The organism is Ralstonia sp. 1B3 (assembly GCF_036631435.1).
The window spans coordinates 29849-45713 of the sequence record NZ_JAPNUG010000002.1 but is presented as its reverse complement, the minus strand read 5'-3'; the positions used below and the strand labels follow the sequence as shown (position 1 = coordinate 45713).

Below are 15865 nucleotides of genomic sequence, written 5' to 3'. Positions count from 1 at the left end.
GTGTAAGGCATACCGGTTCGGGATACGCAAGGTAGCTTAGCCATTCGAGATTCATGATCCGAACGCGATCAAACTCACGTTCGGTAACCAAGGTCCACGGTATTCCACGAGAAAGCCAGTACTCCTGTTCGAGTCGCAGTTTTTCGAGGACGCGTTTTCGTTTCCTGCTCTGAAGCTCGCTTGACGATTTGATGCTGTATGCGCGGTGCTCGATTTTTCCCGAAGGCCCTCGAAGGGTCAGAAGAAAGTCGGTCGTGATAACCGTTAGCGTTGAAGTGCCGGGGTACTGGGGGTGTCGTATGCCAAGCATTTCTGAGAGACCCGCGGTTTTTCTTGCGGGAACAGTGGGAACTGTTCGCGTATGTCCAGCACCTCCTCGGCGAAATCGGCGTAAAGGAAGAAATGGAGTTCGATGTCAGACAGTAGATGATGGAGGCGGCTGGTGGTGAAACCCCACGGTCGACTCTTGCGGCCGCTGGATGGCACGTCTCGGATCGTGAGCCACGGTCGATAGCCGGGGCCTGTTCCCGAGCCAAGCCCAGCGTCCCGCCATCGCTCTATATCGATAGTCGTGATGTTGCGACGCTTTTTCATTGCTTGATCAGGCTAGTTCTACTTGGCTACGGCGGTTGTCGTAGGGTCTTACGTCTAACGGCAATCCTCGACCCTGAGAGGCAACTCGCTCAGCAGTAGTCGCCATGTGTCCAAGCTGCATCGTCGAGTTGACTCGACACGTCTATTTCTGATGGCGCTTTGTGCGCAGAGAGCTCGCTTCTCACTTTCTAAAAGCGTATCCCGATCGGATTAAATATGCAAAAAAAGGTGCTTATATTTTTTTGTATCATTTTTGATATCTATTCATGATTAAAGTCCGGATTTTCTCGGGATTGTTGATTTCTAGTTTGGAAAAGGTTGCCTAGTCGGTTGCCATGATTTTTCAATAGACCCAACCCGGTTGATGTTGTATGGTCGAAGAACATAGCAACGCAGATTCCATCTCGCACGCACTTCTCCATGGCTGCCCAGCGTATCCACCGTCACCAATCAATCCTAGCGGTCGGTTTCGGCAGCCGCGCGTTCGCTCATCGTGAGCGAACCAGCACGCGAATAGCAGGCTGATTCCCAGCCCCTATTTGTCCCGGCATAGAGCCGGCTAGACATCTGCGGCGACACGCCGCCAGTTCGCGTATGGAGAAACATCTTGAACGTTCCCCGAAAGTCACCGGAGTACCCGCCTGGATTTGTTCCCTTGAGGGAGCTTGCCGTACTGCGCAGCCCGGCATCGTGGGCGCTACTCGTCCCGTCGACCACGTACACGGTCCTTGATGCTGCCGAACAAGCCAAAGTGGATCTTGCTGAGGTCAAGGAGGATGAGCCCGAATCCCGCTCGCCACAACCACCTACAGTCGCGGCGACAGAAGTAGTGCCGGCGCGCCGCCGGACCAGGGGCCGGCATATTCACGTCTTTGCACAGGAGGCGCTGGAGCAAGCCAGCGCAAACCTGCAAACGGCTGATCGCTATCAGCAGAAGCACGCAAAGGCATTGTTGGAGCAGGCTGCTACCAACGATGGATACCGTGAACTGCCTCGCATCCAACCAGCCCTGAAGAAGCTCAAAGAAGCCCACAGCTCGCTGGGCAATCTGCGTGAGCCAATCCAGAAGTTAACGATTGATCTGACGCTTGCCGCTGCCATGCGGGCGAAAGACTTTCGTGTTCGACCGATTCTGCTGACGGGTGAGCCTGGAGTTGGCAAGACCCAGTTCGCGTTGCAGTTGGCCGAGATCTTGGGGGTGCCCATGCAGAAGTGGTCGGCTGGAAGCGCGCAGGCCAATTTCCAACTGACCGGCGGCGACAGCGCTTGGCGGAGCGCTCGGCCAGGGATGATCTTCGACATGCTGGCAAAAGGAAGCTCTGCGACACCCGTTCTCGTCCTGGATGAGGTGGACAAGATTGGCGATGATGGCCGCTACCCGGTCACTCCGGTGCTACTCGATTTGCTGGATACTGAAACGGCGTGCGCGTCCCAGGACGCGTTTCTACGCATGCCGTTTGACGCGAGCCGGATCATCTGTGTCCTAACAGCCAATGATGTCGACGCCGTGCCGCCCGCTCTCTTAAGTCGAGTGGAGGTTTTCGATATCCGCGCGCCTGACCCCGAACAAAGGCTGCAAATCATTCTGGCCGAGGCTCAGCGGTTGCAACGCGCAACGGGCCGTCGCATCGAGTTGGATATCCACGCTGCTGATGCCCTTGCCGAACGGAGTGATCTCGATCTTCGCAAGACACATCGTTTGGTACAAGATGCGTTCGCTACAGCGATGGCGTCAGGCAAGCTCATCGCCGTGCCGATGATGCCAAAGCGTGTCGGGGCACAATCGATCGGTTTCGTAGCGGGCAGCCGATCTAATGCAGGGAACTAGGAGTCGCCAACAATGAACCTCCTGATCCTGAGTGACCTCCATCGTGAGTTCTCGTTGCTCAACATCGACACCACTGGTGTCGATGTCATCGTGCTTGCTGGCGATATTCACCTCGGTACCCGAGGCATCCCGTGGATCGAAGCTCAGAGCAAAGGCCTTCCCGTCATCTATGTGCCCGGCAACCATGAGTTCTACAAAGGGGAGCACAGTCGAGTGCTTCGCGACCTGCGTGTGGCATGCGCGGCGACGCCGAACGTTCATCTGCTCGACATGGACAAGATTACGATCGGGGATGTGGAGTTTCTAGGTGCGACACTTTGGACAGATTTCGCGCTGTACCGTGGCACAGAACAGAGCGTACTTTCGGCAGAGGGCTATGCCGCGAGGGGCATGAGTGACTTCACGGGTTCGATCCGCTTTGAGGCGCGTGGCGTGTTCCGAAAGCTCCAGCCGAGGGACACGATTCAGATGCATATCGCTGCGCGACAGTGGTTGAACAATGAACTGATGGCTCCTGCGCAGCGTAAGCGCGTTGTTATCACTCACCACGCGCCATCAGGGCAAAGCGTAGCGCCCCAGTACCAGGATGACCCTCTCACGCCGGCGTACGCCAGTCGTATGGAAAGCGTTGTCCAGCTAGCGAACCTATGGATCCATGGTCATATGCATGACAGTTTTGACTACACCGTGGGGGAATGTCGGGTCGTCTGCAACCCGAGAGGTTATGCCCCCAAAGGAAGGGGTGCTGAAAATCTCGAATTTGATGCGGGGCTTGTTCTGAATTTCTGAGGGTGTGAGTCTGTTCCCATGCCTAGTGGTGCAATGGCTTGCGCGGCGGCGCCCCATCACCACACGCTAGGGCGAGCAGATTCAGGCTATGCTTAACCTCAAAAATCAGTCCTAAAGGGGGGCATGTCGAAATCGAACCTGGTTGAGCTTACGTCGAAGAGGGCACCTCGCAACACAGGAGCATTTGATGACCAGAATGCGATAGACAAATCTCGCACCGCCGAGATTGTGATTGCTCTGTGTGGGCCAATGGGTACGCCGCTGCATGAGGTGGCAAAAACATTCGAGAAGCTACTCAAAGGTACGGATTACAACTACGAGCATGTCTCTATCATCCGCCTCAGCGACGAGATCAGAGAACTCGCTGGCCTTAAAAACCAGAACTGCTCAACAAGGCAACTAATCGAAGCAGGGAATGAGTTGCGAAAGAAGCATGGCAATGCATACCTTGCTCGGATCGCAATCAACCAGATCACTATCGCGCGCGAAGGTCTGAACGTAGACCACAGTAAGGAGCAAGCTAGTCTTTTCGACGAAACCGACTCCGATGAGGATCTGAGGCCCATTTTCTCCATCCCGAGTTGCCACATCATCGATTCCATCAAGAACGTTGACGAACTTCGACTTCTGCGATCGGTGTATGGCGACATGCTGCATGTTATTGGTGTCTACACACCTATTGAGATGCGTATCGAGAAGTTGTCGAAACGTACCAACAGGGGGGATCACGTCCACCAATTAATCGATCGTGATTCTGGAGAGGAGGTCGACTATGGGCAGCAAGTGGGAGACACGTTTCCTCAATCCGATTTCTTCCTTCGTGCCGACGCAGGTACAGACTCGCAGTTGCACGCCAGGGTCAAGCGCTTCCTTGATCTAATGCTTGGAACACGTATTGCAACGCCCACACCAAATGAGCGTGCGATGTACGCGGCGTACTCTGCGGCGCGCAACTCAGCATGCCTATCTCGCCAAGTGGGAGCAGCGCTCATCGGCGAGAAAGGAGAAGTCTTGTCTGTGGGTTGGAACGATGTTCCTCGCCCGTTTGGCGGCCTCTACGAAGCCCAAGATGTTGCTGACTCTGTTGATGGAGATCACCGATGCTGGAACATAGACGGAGGTCACTGCTTCAATGATGAGGAGAAGGACCTCATCGCGAGTGCCGTGGTGGATCGCATGGTCGTCGGCGGGATCATCGATGACGCCAAGCGAGAAGACGCCTTCAAAATAATTCGCCGGGACAGCCAACTGCGTGGGCTGATCGAATTTTCGAGGGCGGTCCATGCCGAGATGCACGCATTGCTCAACGCGGGCGCAGTACATGGTTCCCAAGTGCGTGGCGGCAAGCTGTTTGTGACCACTTACCCCTGCCACTCATGTGCGCGCCATATTGTCGCGGCCGGAATTACAGAGGTGTACTTCCTCGAACCATATCGAAAGAGCTTGGCGACTAAGTTGCATGCCGACGCGATCACGGAGCGTGAAGGCGACAGCACAAAAGTCCGGATCTTGCCCTTCGATGGCGTAGCGCCTTCTCGCTTTCTGAAATTTTTCTCCACGCATGATGGAGGGCGAAAGGACCCAGTTAGCGGAAAGATGAGGGTGCGAGCGGCGTATCCTGTAACCGCCATCACCCTCGAGGCGATTCCAACGCTTGAGGCTTTGGCGGTCCGTAGTCTACAATCCCGCCAGCCACAGGCCACTCCTGCTGTCGGCGCTAGCGCCGGCCAGAATGATGGCTCAGACGAAGATAAGTGAGCACTTGCGGGTTAACATGGATCGAGATAAGCAACTGCCGCTCAATTTCGGACCACCTCAAGAGCCTGTTACGGTTGGGGCTCTTGGGCAACACTCTGCCGGTCAGCATCTGCCGAACGCCGTAAGGACTGCAGACATTCTGCATTTGCCAAGCGCCGCTGACCGGGAGCGAAAGAGAGCATCGGAGCGAGAGGCGGAATTACTGGAACGTGTGCTACGTCGCGCGTGGCAGTTCTAAGTTCGACGAATCGAGGTCACCAATGGGGTGGCCTCGATTGCTTTTGGCTACTAAACGTGCGTGACACTCGTGAGCCTCCCGCGCGCGATGCGTTGGGATGGGCTAACCGTAGCCCAGCAACGGAAGTTTAGTCGAGCTGCTGTATCGTGCTCTGTAGTGTCATTTGTCCACCTGGTTGTCCAGATCACTCCTCGCACCGAAGCAGGAACGCGCACTCATGACCGTTCCTCTCTAATTAGTCTCATAGCACTTTCCATTCGCGCGATCTGCTCAGGACTGCGTTGTCGTATCTCCGAGGTCATTGCATCGAAGAACGGCTTGGCCGGTTTGACGAGCGGTTGTTTCGCGACGATATTTGGAGAGTTCACGGGGGTGAGCTATGTCGACGAGCAATCCGAAGAAGAGTGTTCCCGCTGATTTGCAGGAGCTGGTTTCCCGTCCTCCGATCTATCGCTTGCTAGGGGTAGCGGAGAAACTGCGCGGGAAGCATCTAAACCATGCCTGGAAAGGTCTAGCAGGAGTGCCCCGAGCCGACGAGCCTGGCATTCCTGTTGTCGTTAAGCATTTGCCGAATGCCGGCCAGATTGACATCGAACTAGCCTGTGGGCTCGCTTCACAGGTTCTGAATCTTCCAGTCCCCCGACCTGCGCTTGTCCTCGCGGACCTTGATGATCTCCCTTCGCGCCCCGTAGGCCTCACAACAGGCCCGGTCTTGCTTTTTGGCAGCTTGTTTCAAGCAGAAGACCAATTCATTGCTCGACGAGCAGATCAAGGTGGACAAGCGGCGGAGTATATTTGGGACCAAGTCTGTCAAGAGAAGGTGGGGCCGTCCGGCTCTGCTTGGGACGAATTGGTAGCCAACCCTGATCGACATGTGCAGAATCTGCTTTTCGATGGGACGAAATGGTGGCTTTTCGATCACAACCTAGCCCTTCAACCCCTCTCGAAGCTCTATGCGTCCATCGACACTGATAGTCAGGCAAGGGCGCAGATCATCGAGCACACAGCGAAAGTCAATCAGCTACTTGAGCAGGTGGTCAAACGCCGGCCAAAGGATCACGGCGTTGAGCAAGAAGCGCAGCGGTTACTCCGCCATGCGCAGAGGCTCAAGATCCTAGCGATCGAGATGAGGAAGTGGCATTTGGCACCGGGCCGGATATCTGAAACGATCGAGATGGCAGCGTTGATTGTCGATTTGATCGCCTTGCGTCTTGAACCATTGGCATTACACATAGAGGCGCGGCTCAAGAAGCCGAATGCGGAGGCGCTTTGGGACACTTCGACGAATTGAGCGTTTGGGGAGCGCCGCCTTTTGCTGCGCATGCGGTGCCGTTGCTCTGGCAGCCGAACGAGTCGACCGGTGAGCGATTTGTTGCCGTGGTGGCTCTTCGGTATGAAGCTCCCGTCATGGGAGATGCATCCACCCATATCGCGTTTCGACAGCAGCAACTAAAGGCGATGCTTGGCGCCAAGAGAGCGGCGTCGGCGTATGGCATCCTCGAGCACGTTGCCCGATTCGTTCATCAGCAATTGCTAGACGGATCGCACCTCGCGGAACTATCGGCGCCGTTCGATGGCTTTATCGTGGGGAAAGAAGCCCGTGTGCGTGGATACTCGAAAACACAGGTGATAGACACTGCAGTGCGGATGCTGTCAGCGTTTGGGACGAGAGACACATACGTCGATGAGCTTGAAACGGTGCAGCGAAACACCGTCCCTACGAGTCGGTTTCTTCGATCGGTGCGATCGGCATTCTCGCGTGAGGAGAGTGAAAGGCGCGCCCGCTTCAATCGGAAAGTCGAATGGCCTGGCGCCCCTGAGATTACGCTCGACTATGCACACAATCAGCATCTCGTCCAAGTGACCAGCCTTCCGCAGTCGGCGTCCCACTTGCTCGCCTTGCAGAAAGAGGCGGAGAGCAAGATGTTCGAGTTAGATATTGCGGCGACGCTGTTGCGCAATGCTGCTCCAGCGCAACCATCCATCTTGGTCAACACCGCTGCGCTTGCTGAGTCCCTGTCCAAGGAGGCGGAGGCGGTCGCGCGGGAACTTCTTGAGCGACTTCGGTTCATGAGCGCACAAAAGAAAATGTCCCTCATTGAAGCGAGAGACCCTGCTGAGGGTGCGCGCATACTTGAAGAGCTAGATGAGCGCGCCAGCATCGACACCAGGTCTTCAGCCGTGTTCTCGATCTAGCCAAGTGTGCGCCGCGCTGCCCGCCATACGGCGGCGCAGGCAGCGCTCATAATGCGATTTACGGTTATTGCAGTTTGAAGATCGAGACCTTGTTGCGGAGCAGATCGGCCTGCTCCTCCAGAGAGTTTGCTGCAGCGGCAGCCTCCTCAACGAGTACAGCGTTCCGCTGAGTTACCTCGCCCATCTCCGCAACCGCGACATTCACCTGCTCAATCCCTCTAGTCTGCTCGTCGGACGCTGCAGCAATCTCTGTCACGATCTCCGAGACGCGCCCGGTCGACGTCCGAACTTCATGCATAAGGCCCCTGATCTCCACAGCCTGCTGGGAACCGGCATCCACCGTGGTGGTAGATGCTTCGATGAGTTCCTTGATTTCGCGGGCGGCTGCTGCAATCGAGACGGTTGCATCCAGCAGCGCACGGCCTGTCGTGCACTCCAACCGTGGCGCCCACTATCGCTGGCCAGGCTGATTGACGCGCATTGCCGATGCGAAGCTGGTGCGCTCCGTGTCGCGCAAGGGTTACTAACCTGACAATGCGGCATGCGAAGGATGCTTCGGCCGGCTCAAAACCGAACTGTTCTATCCTCGGAACTGGCAGTCCACAACCATCGAGCAGTTCATCCAGGCTCTGGACGCCTATATCCGCTGTAACAAAAAAAGCGGATCAAGATTTCACTGGGCTCTCTGAGCCAGTCGAGTACCGCAGGAGCCTTGGAATCTTTGCGTAACCAGTTCAAGATTTCTGCCGCGCCCCCAACAGCAAGGCACGGCGGGGCAGCCGATTGTAAGGGTCACGAGTTCAGGTGACCCTGGCGATTTTCTTTTCTTCGTCGGTCTCGGGCGATTTGAGGAAATGCACGGTCATTGCCTTCGGGACGCGCACCGTTGGGTTGGCGAAGTACTCGACCACCATCCGCGTGAAGTCGTCGAGCGACATGATGGCGCCGTACTCGTGTACGAACCGTCGATAGTCGGCTTCGATCTGGGCGGAGTAGCACATGCCCCGCTCCCGTCGGTGCTACTTCGTTGAGCCGTTCGAAGTTGTGGCGGCCACGATGCCCAGCCCAATGTAGATGACCCCCGTCACATATTTTCCAACGCTGCGCGTCCTGCGAGTGTTGGCGACCATCTTTCCAATCTTGCTGGCCGCTGCGGCGTAAAGGATGTCGCTGAGGCCGCCGATCACGATCAGGATGACGCCCAGAGAGAAGATTTGAAGGGGAATGTTTCGAGAGGCGGGGTCAACAAACTGGGGCAGGAAAGCGGCGATGAAAAGGGCAGTCTTTGGGTTCAGCAAATTGACGAGGAACCCCTTCTTGATGGATTCGCCCAGGCCGAGAGAGGTTTGACGAACGGCATCGGTATCGGTGACCGTTTTGGTGATCGACTTGACCCCCAAATAGATGAGGTAAGAGGCCCCGAGCAATTTGGTCACGCCTAAAAGGGTTGGTGACGCCATCAGCAGCGCGGTGATGCCTACTGCGGCAAAGGACACATGAACGAGTGTTCCCAGCATGATGCCGAAGCACGACGCAAGACCAAACTTGAAGCCCTGGCTGGCGCTTGCCGTCGACACATAGATGGTGTTGGGCCCGGGTATGGCGACAACCAGCGCCACCGTTAGCAAAAAGTAGGGCAAGACGGAAAAGTTAATCATTGCAGGGCTCCTATGGCGCGGCCGCGCGTCTTTATCACGCCGGCGTTCAGTTGCTGAGTTCTCGGGATTTGTGGGCGGTGTTAGGCATTGAAGCATAGACATGTGCAGCATTGCACCCGGTCTCCGCTCTAGGGAGCTGCTATACCGACATCCGAGGCATAAATAGATATGCTTGCGCACTCTGGCGCAAACCTGTCTCAACTGCGCCAAGGCGCAGGACTGAAGGCCTGTTTCGCGGCTTCAAGAAATACGCGTTGACGGATCGTTAGTCCTTGTCGCGTAGGTGTCAGCGCCATAACCGGGGCGGGCTCAAGGTGCCACGCCGGAAGTACCTTGACCAGTTTTCCCTCTGCGATGAGCCGTGCGCAATCCCATTCCGATCGCGCTACGACGCCGAGGCCGTTGACTGCCCAGTCCCTTACTACAGTGCCGTCGTTCGACGACAGCGCGCTGTTCAACCGAACCGTCACCGCTTTGCTTAGGCGTTTGCCCGCCGCATCGTGTTGAGTGAAGCGCAGGCGAGTCACGTCTTCGTCGTTCTCTCGCAATGTCAGATAGTCGTACCGTGTCAGTTCCGATGGATGCTTGAGCTTAGACAGACTGCGCGCCAGCGCAGGGCTAGCACAAAGAATACGGTCGTTGGGGGCCAGGAAGTGTCCCACCCAGGATGACCCCTTGACGTGCCCGATGGATACGACGGCATCGGCCCCGGACGCTGCTGCAAGCGGGCTTTCGACCAGGATCAGGGAGATCGCGAGGTTGGGATGCGAGCGGTGTAAGTCACGGACCAGCGGACCAATGTATTCGCGACCGAATCCGAACGGTGCCACGACGCGCAAATGGCCACTGACGCCGCTGGACTCTCCGGACACGCGTGACGGAATGGATTCGATCCTCTCGAGGATATCGATTGCCTCCTGAACAAGACGCTGGCCTTCATCCGTCAACGAAATGCCTCTCGCGGCCCGCGTGGCGAGGCGTAATGCCATGCGCTCTTCGATCCGCTGAAGGCGCACTGTGACCGCTGGCGGCGTCAGGTCCAGCAACCTCGCGGCCGCGGCAAGCGATTGTGACACTCCCAACGCGCGAAGCAACTGCATGTCTTCTAGTTGTAGCATTAAGACCTTATTAATGAAGTATTCATTGGATATTAAACACGACAAAAAGAAATTTTTCTATAGTTTGGCGCATGAGCTTGGCAGCAGCGCCCCATATCCAAGGCCCGGGGCGGCTTGGGGGCTGCAGTTCGACGGTTTTCAGGCGCGCCGCAAGTTAGCGACGGTCCCTCTACCTCTAGGGTTTCCATGGATCAGCAAGACACTGGCGCTCAAGCGCGTCGGACAGTAAATCCTTCCGGAATGGCATCTCCCGGCGGCCACTACAGCCATGTTTCGATTGCCAATGGGCTGGTGTTCGTGTCGGGCCAACTGCCGATCGACGCAGCGGGTACAAAGCTCACGGACAAGCCGTTTGAGGTCCAGGTTGAGCAGGTGCTGTCAAATTTGGCGGCTGCACTCTCAGGTGCCGGCAGCGATGTAACGAAGCTCGTCCAAGTCCGTGTCTATATCGTCGATATCGGGCAATGGGCGACCTTCAACGAGATTTACGCACGCTGGGCCGGCGATACCAGGCCCGCTCGCGCAGTCGTGCCGGTTCCGGCACTCCACTTCGGTCTGCAAGTAGAGGTCGAAGCCATCGCATTGGCATAGAAATTCTGGCTCGATCCACGCCCCGCGTATAGCGGCTGCGCTGACTGGCGAGGCATAACATGGGTAGGCTCAATGAAACAGGAATGCTTTGTAAGGGCACCTTCTTCCGCGACGACTCTTCGATATCGAGTGTTCGCACGGTCCGATATACCTGCGGCCCATGCGCTTTCAAAGGCGTTCGGCTGGGCACATAGGCCGGAAGATTGGCAATTTTCTGCAGACCGGGCGACAGGCGTCGTCGCGGAAGAAGGTGGTGTTGTCGTTGGTACAGCGTTGTGCTGGAAGTTCGGAACGGACCGCGCGTCTATCGGCAACGTCATCGTGTCCCCAAACCACCATGGCAGAGGCATTGGCCGCAAGTTGGTGGAGATGCTCCTCGGAGAGTTGGGATCACGAGAAGTTTTTTTGCATGCGACACAGGCGGGCCGACCACTCTACGAAAAGTTGGGTTTCACCGAGTGCGGTTCGCTGGAGCAGTATCAGGGGACCGTCGTCAATGCGACGCCTGTCGTTTTGCCCGACGGTGAGCGGATTCGGCTGGCAACGCCTGAGGACTTCCCTCATCTTGCCGACATGGCTTCACGCGCCTCCGGCCTGGAGCGCCGTGCGATTTTGTGCGCCTTGTTCAAGCTTGGGGACAGCGTAGTACTCCAACGTGGTGGAGAGATTATTGGATTCTCGGTGCTCCGCCGCTTTGGCCGGGGCTACGTCATTGGCCCCGTGGTCGCGCCGCATTCGAGTGAAGACGTTCGCGCCATGGCACTGATCAGTCATTGGCTTGCGGGACAAGCAGGGGAATTCATTCGTATCGACGTCCCTTCCGGAGCTACTTTTGGGGGCTGGCTCAGCGAACAAGGATTGAACCGAGTCGATGTTGTTCCAAAGATGGTCCGCAACGCGCCTGCCGATGCAACTAGTGGCCTACCCGATCGGGCTGGCCGGTATTACGCGGTTATCAGTCAAGCTATGTTTTAGGCTGGGTCCAATGAATCGTTGCGGGACACGGCTGCCGGTTATTGCGACGAGTTCTTTCCGCTTGCGTGCTTGAGGCTTGTGATGCATCTCCGTTCTTACTGGCTTGATACGTCGGAGTCGTTCGTTAGCCATTCCACTGAGCTACCAAGCGGGAACTGCGATGTGGTTGTGGTCGGTGGCGGTATCACAGGCACGGCGGCCGCGCTGGCGCTCAGCAAAAAAGGCGCACGCGTCGTTGTGTGCGAGGCGGGAACCGTAGGACAGGCCGCATCAGGGCGCAATGGTGGCATGTGCAACAACGGCTTCGCGCAGGACTACGCTTCGCTGTCGCAGCGTATTGGCACGGAGCTAGCCAACCGGTTGTATGTGGCGTTCGACGCGGGTGTCGACACGGTCGAGCGTCTGGTCAGGGAGGAATCGATTGATTGCGATTTCGCCCGCCACGGAAAGATCAAGCTCGCCGCCAAGCCAGAGCACTTCGACAAGCTCGCACGAAGCCAGGCGTTGCTGGCCGCGAGCGTTGACCCCGACACACGCATTGTGACGAAGGCCGAGCTTCGAGATGAGATCGGCTCAGACCGTTATCACGGCGGACTGATTTTCGAGAAGAGTGCCGGAATGCATGTCGGTCGCTACGTGCGAGGTCTTGCCAACGCCGCGCAAGCGCGCGGGGCACACGTTCTCGAGCATACGCCGGTCCTGGCTTTAGAAAAGACGTCAGGCACCGCATACGTGGTGCGCACCCCGCGCGGGCAAATTCGGGCGCAACAGGTATTGCTGGCCAGCGGGGTTTCTCAAGTCGGGCCATTCGGTTGGATTCGACGCCGGATTGTGCCTGTCGGCGCCTTCATCATCGTCACGGAGCCTCTGCCGTATGACCGACTGGCCCGGTTGATGCCGGCCCGGCGCATGGCAACCGACACCAAGAATTTCGTCAACTTCTTTCGTGTCACGCCCGACCATCGGCTGCTGTTTGGTGGCCGCGCGCGGTTCGCAACATCCAATCCGACGTCGGACGAGAAGAGCGGTCTGATCCTGCGCCAGCAGATGGCCACGGTGTTTCCCGAACTGGCCCGTGTGCGCATCGACTACTGCTGGGGCGGCATGGTCGATATGACGGCCAACCGGCTGCCGCGCGCTGGTCAGCGGGAAGGCGTGTACTACTCGATGGGATATAGCGGCCACGGCACCCACATGGCCACGCTGATGGGCACGCTGATGGCTGAAATCATGGAAGGACGTGCCGATCTGAATCCATGGAAGGACTTTGAGTGGCCTGCCATCCCTGGCCACTTTGGCAAGCCGTGGTTTTTGCCGTTCGTTGGCGCGTGGTACCGACTTATGGACACACTGAGATGAGTTCACCTGTACGTCACCTGGCGCAAGCCGGAAGGTTGGATCGGTTCTTTATTGGCGGCGAATGGGTTGTGCCGCAGGGCACTGATCGAATTGCTGTCATCTCGCCGTCTACCGAAACGGCGCTCTGCGAGATTCCGCTCGGCAGCGCGCATGATGTCGATCGGGCGGTGCACGCCGCCCGCATCGCGTTCCAGACGTGGTCGGCGACCTCGCCGCAGGCGCGCGCAGCGCTACTGAACAACGTTCATGCCTTGCTGCTGGAGCGGGCCGAACTGTTCGCCACAGCGCTCGCAGCGGAAATGGGTGCACCGATCAGCTACGCGCGCGCCGCGCACGTGCCGTTGGCGGCGGAACATATCAGGGTGGCGCGCGACAACCTCGCGAGTTATCCGTTCCGGACCCAGCGCGGAACCACAGCGATCACGCGCGAACCCATTGGCGTGTGCGGACTTATTACGCCCTGGAACTGGCCGATCTATCAGATCACGGCTAAGGTCGGCCCAGCATTGGCCGCCGGCTGTACCGTCGTCCTGAAGCCGAGTGAGCTGTCGCCACTGAGCGCCTTGCTTTTCGCAGAGGTCATCGCGGATGCTGGCATTCCTGCCGGCGTTTTTAACCTCGTGAGTGGCAGCGGCGCGGAAGTCGGCGCATCACTCGCTTCGCACCCTGAAGTCGACATGGTGTCGATCACAGGTTCGACGCGCGCTGGCGTGCTGGTCGCACAGGCCGCCGCGCCGACCGTCAAGCGAGTGGCGCAGGAGTTGGGCGGCAAATCACCCAACATTGTGCTGCCTGATGCCGATCTGCCGCGTGCCGTCTCAATGGGCGTGGCCGGGGCGTTCCGGAACATGGGTCAGTCTTGCAGTGCGCCGACCCGCATGATCGTGCCGCGCGCAGCCTTGCAACAGGTAGAGGCGCTGGCTGTTGCAGCAACGGAGCATATAGTCGTCGGAGACCCGTTCACCCAAGCCACGACGCATGGTCCGCTCGCCAATCGTGCCCAGTTTGACCGTGTGCAGCACATGATCGAAGCGGGCATCGACGAGCAGGCAAAGCTACTCACGGGCGGCCCGGGCAGGCCATCGGGATTCGGCGCGGGCTTCTATGCGCGACCTACGATCTTCTCCGAAGTTCGCACCGATATGACGATCGCCCAGCAGGAGATCTTTGGGCCCGTTCTTGCCATCCTTCCTTACGACACGGTCGAAGAAGCCATCACCATTGCGAACGACACGGTCTACGGACTGGGTGCGCATGTCCAAGGCACGGACAAGGAGGTGATGCGTGCAGTAGCCGCGCGCATCCGGTCGGGGCAGGTGCATCTGAACTATCCGGCGTGGGATCCGCAGGCGCCGTTCGGCGGCTACAAGCAATCGGGCAACGGCCGCGAGTATGGCGTCGAGGGCATGGAAGAGTACATGGAAGTCAAGTCGATCCTCGGCTTCTACGATTAGAACAGCGGCCACGCCTGACGCTGTGATGGCGCAGACGTGAAGCAGCTTGCATGACACAGGTGTTGAGATTGGAAACCCCTACAACCCTTGAGCCGTTACTACGACAGCATCATTCGCACTGGGCGAAACTGCGACGCGACCTGCATGCCCATCCCGAGCTGCGCTTTGAAGAGCACCGAACGGCGGATGTCGTCGCGCGTGAGCTTGAGGATATCGGCTATAAGGTTGTGCGGGGCCTGGGTGGCACGGGCGTGGTAGCGAGCCTGCCGGGCGCTACACCGGAACGAGGAATCGTCCTGCGGGCAGATCTGGATGCGTTGCCCATTCGCGAGGCCAATGCCTTTGCTCATGCATCCGTCCAGGAAGGTGTCATGCATGCCTGCGGGCATGACGGCCATACCGTGATGTTGCTGGGGGCGGCTCGTATCCTGAAGGAAATGCGACAACTGCCCGGCACGGTTCATTTTGTGTTTCAGCCCGGAGAAGAAGGCGGCGCAGGCGCGCGGAAGATGATCGACGACGGGCTGTTCGAGCGATGCCCGACGGAAGCGGTCTTCGGCATGCACAATTGGCCTGGCTTGCCGGCCGGACAATTCGGATTGCGCACGGGCCCCATCATGGCCGCTGGCTCGCGATTCAGAATCACCGTCACGGGCAAGGGCGCCCACGCTGCACAACCGCACCTTGGCCTCGACCCAATACCGTTGGCGTGTTCCATGGTGCTGCAATGTCAGACCATCGCTGCGCGACACAAGGATCCTGCAGATCCGGCCGTCATCTCGGTCTGCATGTTCAACGCGGGCGACACGGACAACGTCATACCAAGCTGCGCCGAGTTGCGGGGCACGATTCGCACGCTGTCGTCGGACTTGCTGCAACGGCTGCAACGTGACATCGAGCAGATGTGCAATGGGCTGGCCGCTGCCTATGGTGCGCAGGTCGAAGTCACGTTCTTCCAGTACTACCCCGCCACCATCAACACGGCGACTGAGACAGCGCTTTGCGAGGCGGCCATACGCGAGACGTTTGGCGGGGCACGCCTGCACCGGGACGTGCCGCCCAACATGACGTCCGAAGACTTCGGTTTCATGCTCGAGGAGCGGCCTGGCACATACGTGCTGATCGGCAATGCCTCGACAGGATGCGCTGCGCCGGGTCTGCATCACCCGCAATACGACTTCAACGACGACATCATTCCTGCCGGTGTGCTGTATTGGGTTGCTCTGGCGCAGCGTTACTTCGGCACGCCGGGGCACCAAGGACTGCGCGAGGAATAGCGAAGGAAAACGTCCGTTCGCGACAGGACT

14 protein-coding genes and 2 pseudogenes are annotated in these 15865 nt (G+C 58.1%); 11 read left to right on the top strand and 5 right to left on the bottom strand.

The window, feature by feature from the left end; translation table 11 throughout:
• Positions 1-91: 91 nt before the first annotated feature.
• Positions 92-310: pseudogene (locus OWR21_RS12525) on the bottom strand (TnsA endonuclease N-terminal domain-containing protein); the annotation flags it as partial.
• Positions 311-1201: 891 nt separating this feature from the next.
• Between OWR21_RS12525 and OWR21_RS00415 the strand changes: the two are divergent.
• The 5 genes from OWR21_RS00415 to OWR21_RS00395 all read left to right on the top strand — a co-directional run bounded on the left by OWR21_RS00415 (position 1202) and on the right by OWR21_RS00395 (position 7403).
• Positions 1202-2422, top strand: a complete 1221-nt coding sequence (locus OWR21_RS00415; RefSeq protein WP_027678557.1) for an AAA family ATPase — start codon at positions 1202-1204, stop codon at positions 2420-2422.
• A gap of 12 nt (positions 2423-2434) precedes the next feature.
• Positions 2435-3211, top strand: coding sequence for a metallophosphoesterase (locus tag OWR21_RS00410; protein WP_332394316.1), 777 nt, complete (start codon positions 2435-2437; stop codon positions 3209-3211).
• Positions 3212-3334: 123 nt separating this feature from the next.
• Positions 3335-4969 (top strand): anti-phage dCTP deaminase, encoded by a 1635-nt coding sequence (locus OWR21_RS00405; protein ID WP_027678555.1) that lies wholly within the window; start codon positions 3335-3337, stop codon positions 4967-4969.
• A 617-nt stretch (positions 4970-5586) separates the two neighbouring features.
• Positions 5587-6498 (top strand): hypothetical protein, encoded by a 912-nt coding sequence (locus tag OWR21_RS00400; RefSeq protein WP_231479578.1) that lies wholly within the window; start codon positions 5587-5589, stop codon positions 6496-6498.
• A complete protein-coding gene (locus OWR21_RS00395) occupies positions 6477-7403 on the top strand; it encodes a hypothetical protein (RefSeq protein WP_231479577.1) in 927 nt (308 codons plus the stop codon). Before OWR21_RS00400 ends, OWR21_RS00395 begins: the two co-directional genes overlap by 22 nt.
• Before the next feature lie 64 nt (positions 7404-7467).
• Here OWR21_RS00395 and OWR21_RS00390 read toward each other — a convergent pair whose 3' ends face one another.
• Positions 7468-7743, bottom strand: coding sequence for a hypothetical protein (locus OWR21_RS00390; RefSeq protein ID WP_316871984.1), 276 nt, complete (start codon positions 7741-7743; stop codon positions 7468-7470).
• 46 nt (positions 7744-7789) lie between these two features.
• Here OWR21_RS00390 and OWR21_RS00385 point away from each other — a divergent pair.
• Positions 7790-8132: pseudogene (locus OWR21_RS00385) on the top strand (IS3 family transposase); the annotation flags it as partial.
• Positions 8133-8203: 71 nt separating this feature from the next.
• On the opposite strand, the gene OWR21_RS00380 reads toward OWR21_RS00385, so the two are convergent.
• The 3 genes from OWR21_RS00380 to OWR21_RS00370 all read right to left on the bottom strand — a co-directional run bounded on the left by OWR21_RS00380 (position 8204) and on the right by OWR21_RS00370 (position 10179).
• On the bottom strand, positions 8204-8404 hold the full coding sequence (locus OWR21_RS00380) for a hypothetical protein (RefSeq protein WP_027678551.1): 201 nt from the start codon (positions 8402-8404) through the stop codon (positions 8204-8206).
• A gap of 18 nt (positions 8405-8422) precedes the next feature.
• The gene (locus tag OWR21_RS00375) at positions 8423-9061 is read right to left on the bottom strand and encodes a LysE family translocator (protein ID WP_027678550.1); all 639 of its coding nucleotides are present in this window, start codon (positions 9059-9061) and stop codon (positions 8423-8425) included.
• A gap of 197 nt (positions 9062-9258) precedes the next feature.
• Positions 9259-10179 carry a LysR substrate-binding domain-containing protein gene (locus OWR21_RS00370; protein WP_027678549.1) on the bottom strand — a complete coding sequence of 307 codons (921 nt, stop codon included), beginning with the start codon at positions 10177-10179 and terminating at the stop codon, positions 9259-9261.
• Positions 10180-10365: 186 nt separating this feature from the next.
• Between OWR21_RS00370 and OWR21_RS00365 the strand changes: the two genes are divergently transcribed.
• From OWR21_RS00365 to OWR21_RS00345, 5 genes are all read left to right on the top strand, one after another.
• Positions 10366-10770: a RidA family protein gene (locus tag OWR21_RS00365; protein ID WP_027678548.1), complete on the top strand. Its 405-nt coding sequence runs from the start codon at positions 10366-10368 to the stop codon at positions 10768-10770.
• A gap of 72 nt (positions 10771-10842) precedes the next feature.
• Positions 10843-11745: a GNAT family N-acetyltransferase gene (locus OWR21_RS00360; RefSeq protein WP_027678547.1), complete on the top strand. Its 903-nt coding sequence runs from the start codon at positions 10843-10845 to the stop codon at positions 11743-11745.
• A gap of 81 nt (positions 11746-11826) precedes the next feature.
• Complete coding sequence (locus OWR21_RS00355) at positions 11827-13104, top strand: NAD(P)/FAD-dependent oxidoreductase (RefSeq protein ID WP_027678546.1); 1278 nt, start codon at positions 11827-11829, stop codon at positions 13102-13104.
• Complete coding sequence (locus OWR21_RS00350) at positions 13101-14558, top strand: aldehyde dehydrogenase family protein (RefSeq protein ID WP_027678545.1); 1458 nt, start codon at positions 13101-13103, stop codon at positions 14556-14558. The genes OWR21_RS00355 and OWR21_RS00350 overlap by 4 nt, the downstream gene beginning before the upstream one ends.
• A 50-nt stretch (positions 14559-14608) precedes the next feature.
• Entirely contained in the window at positions 14609-15835 is a 1227-nt protein-coding gene (locus tag OWR21_RS00345; protein ID WP_081785319.1) for a M20 aminoacylase family protein, read from the top strand.
• Positions 15836-15865 lie beyond the last annotated feature (30 nt).

Coding starts and splice junctions, on each gene's coding strand:
- OWR21_RS00410 (WP_332394316.1), top strand. CDS start 2,435: ATGAACCTCCTGATCCTGAGTGACCTCCATCGTGAGTTCTCGTTGCTC.
- OWR21_RS00405 (WP_027678555.1), top strand. CDS start 3,335: ATGTCGAAATCGAACCTGGTTGAGCTTACGTCGAAGAGGGCACCTCGC.
- OWR21_RS00400 (WP_231479578.1), top strand. CDS start 5,587: ATGTCGACGAGCAATCCGAAGAAGAGTGTTCCCGCTGATTTGCAGGAG.
- OWR21_RS00380 (WP_027678551.1), bottom strand. CDS start 8,404: ATGTGCTACTCCGCCCAGATCGAAGCCGACTATCGACGGTTCGTACAC.
- OWR21_RS00375 (WP_027678550.1), bottom strand. CDS start 9,061: ATGATTAACTTTTCCGTCTTGCCCTACTTTTTGCTAACGGTGGCGCTG.
- OWR21_RS00370 (WP_027678549.1), bottom strand. CDS start 10,179: ATGCTACAACTAGAAGACATGCAGTTGCTTCGCGCGTTGGGAGTGTCA.
- OWR21_RS00365 (WP_027678548.1), top strand. CDS start 10,366: ATGGATCAGCAAGACACTGGCGCTCAAGCGCGTCGGACAGTAAATCCT.
- OWR21_RS00360 (WP_027678547.1), top strand. CDS start 10,843: ATGAAACAGGAATGCTTTGTAAGGGCACCTTCTTCCGCGACGACTCTT.
- OWR21_RS00355 (WP_027678546.1), top strand. CDS start 11,827: ATGCATCTCCGTTCTTACTGGCTTGATACGTCGGAGTCGTTCGTTAGC.
- OWR21_RS00350 (WP_027678545.1), top strand. CDS start 13,101: ATGAGTTCACCTGTACGTCACCTGGCGCAAGCCGGAAGGTTGGATCGG.
- OWR21_RS00345 (WP_081785319.1), top strand. CDS start 14,609: ATGACACAGGTGTTGAGATTGGAAACCCCTACAACCCTTGAGCCGTTA.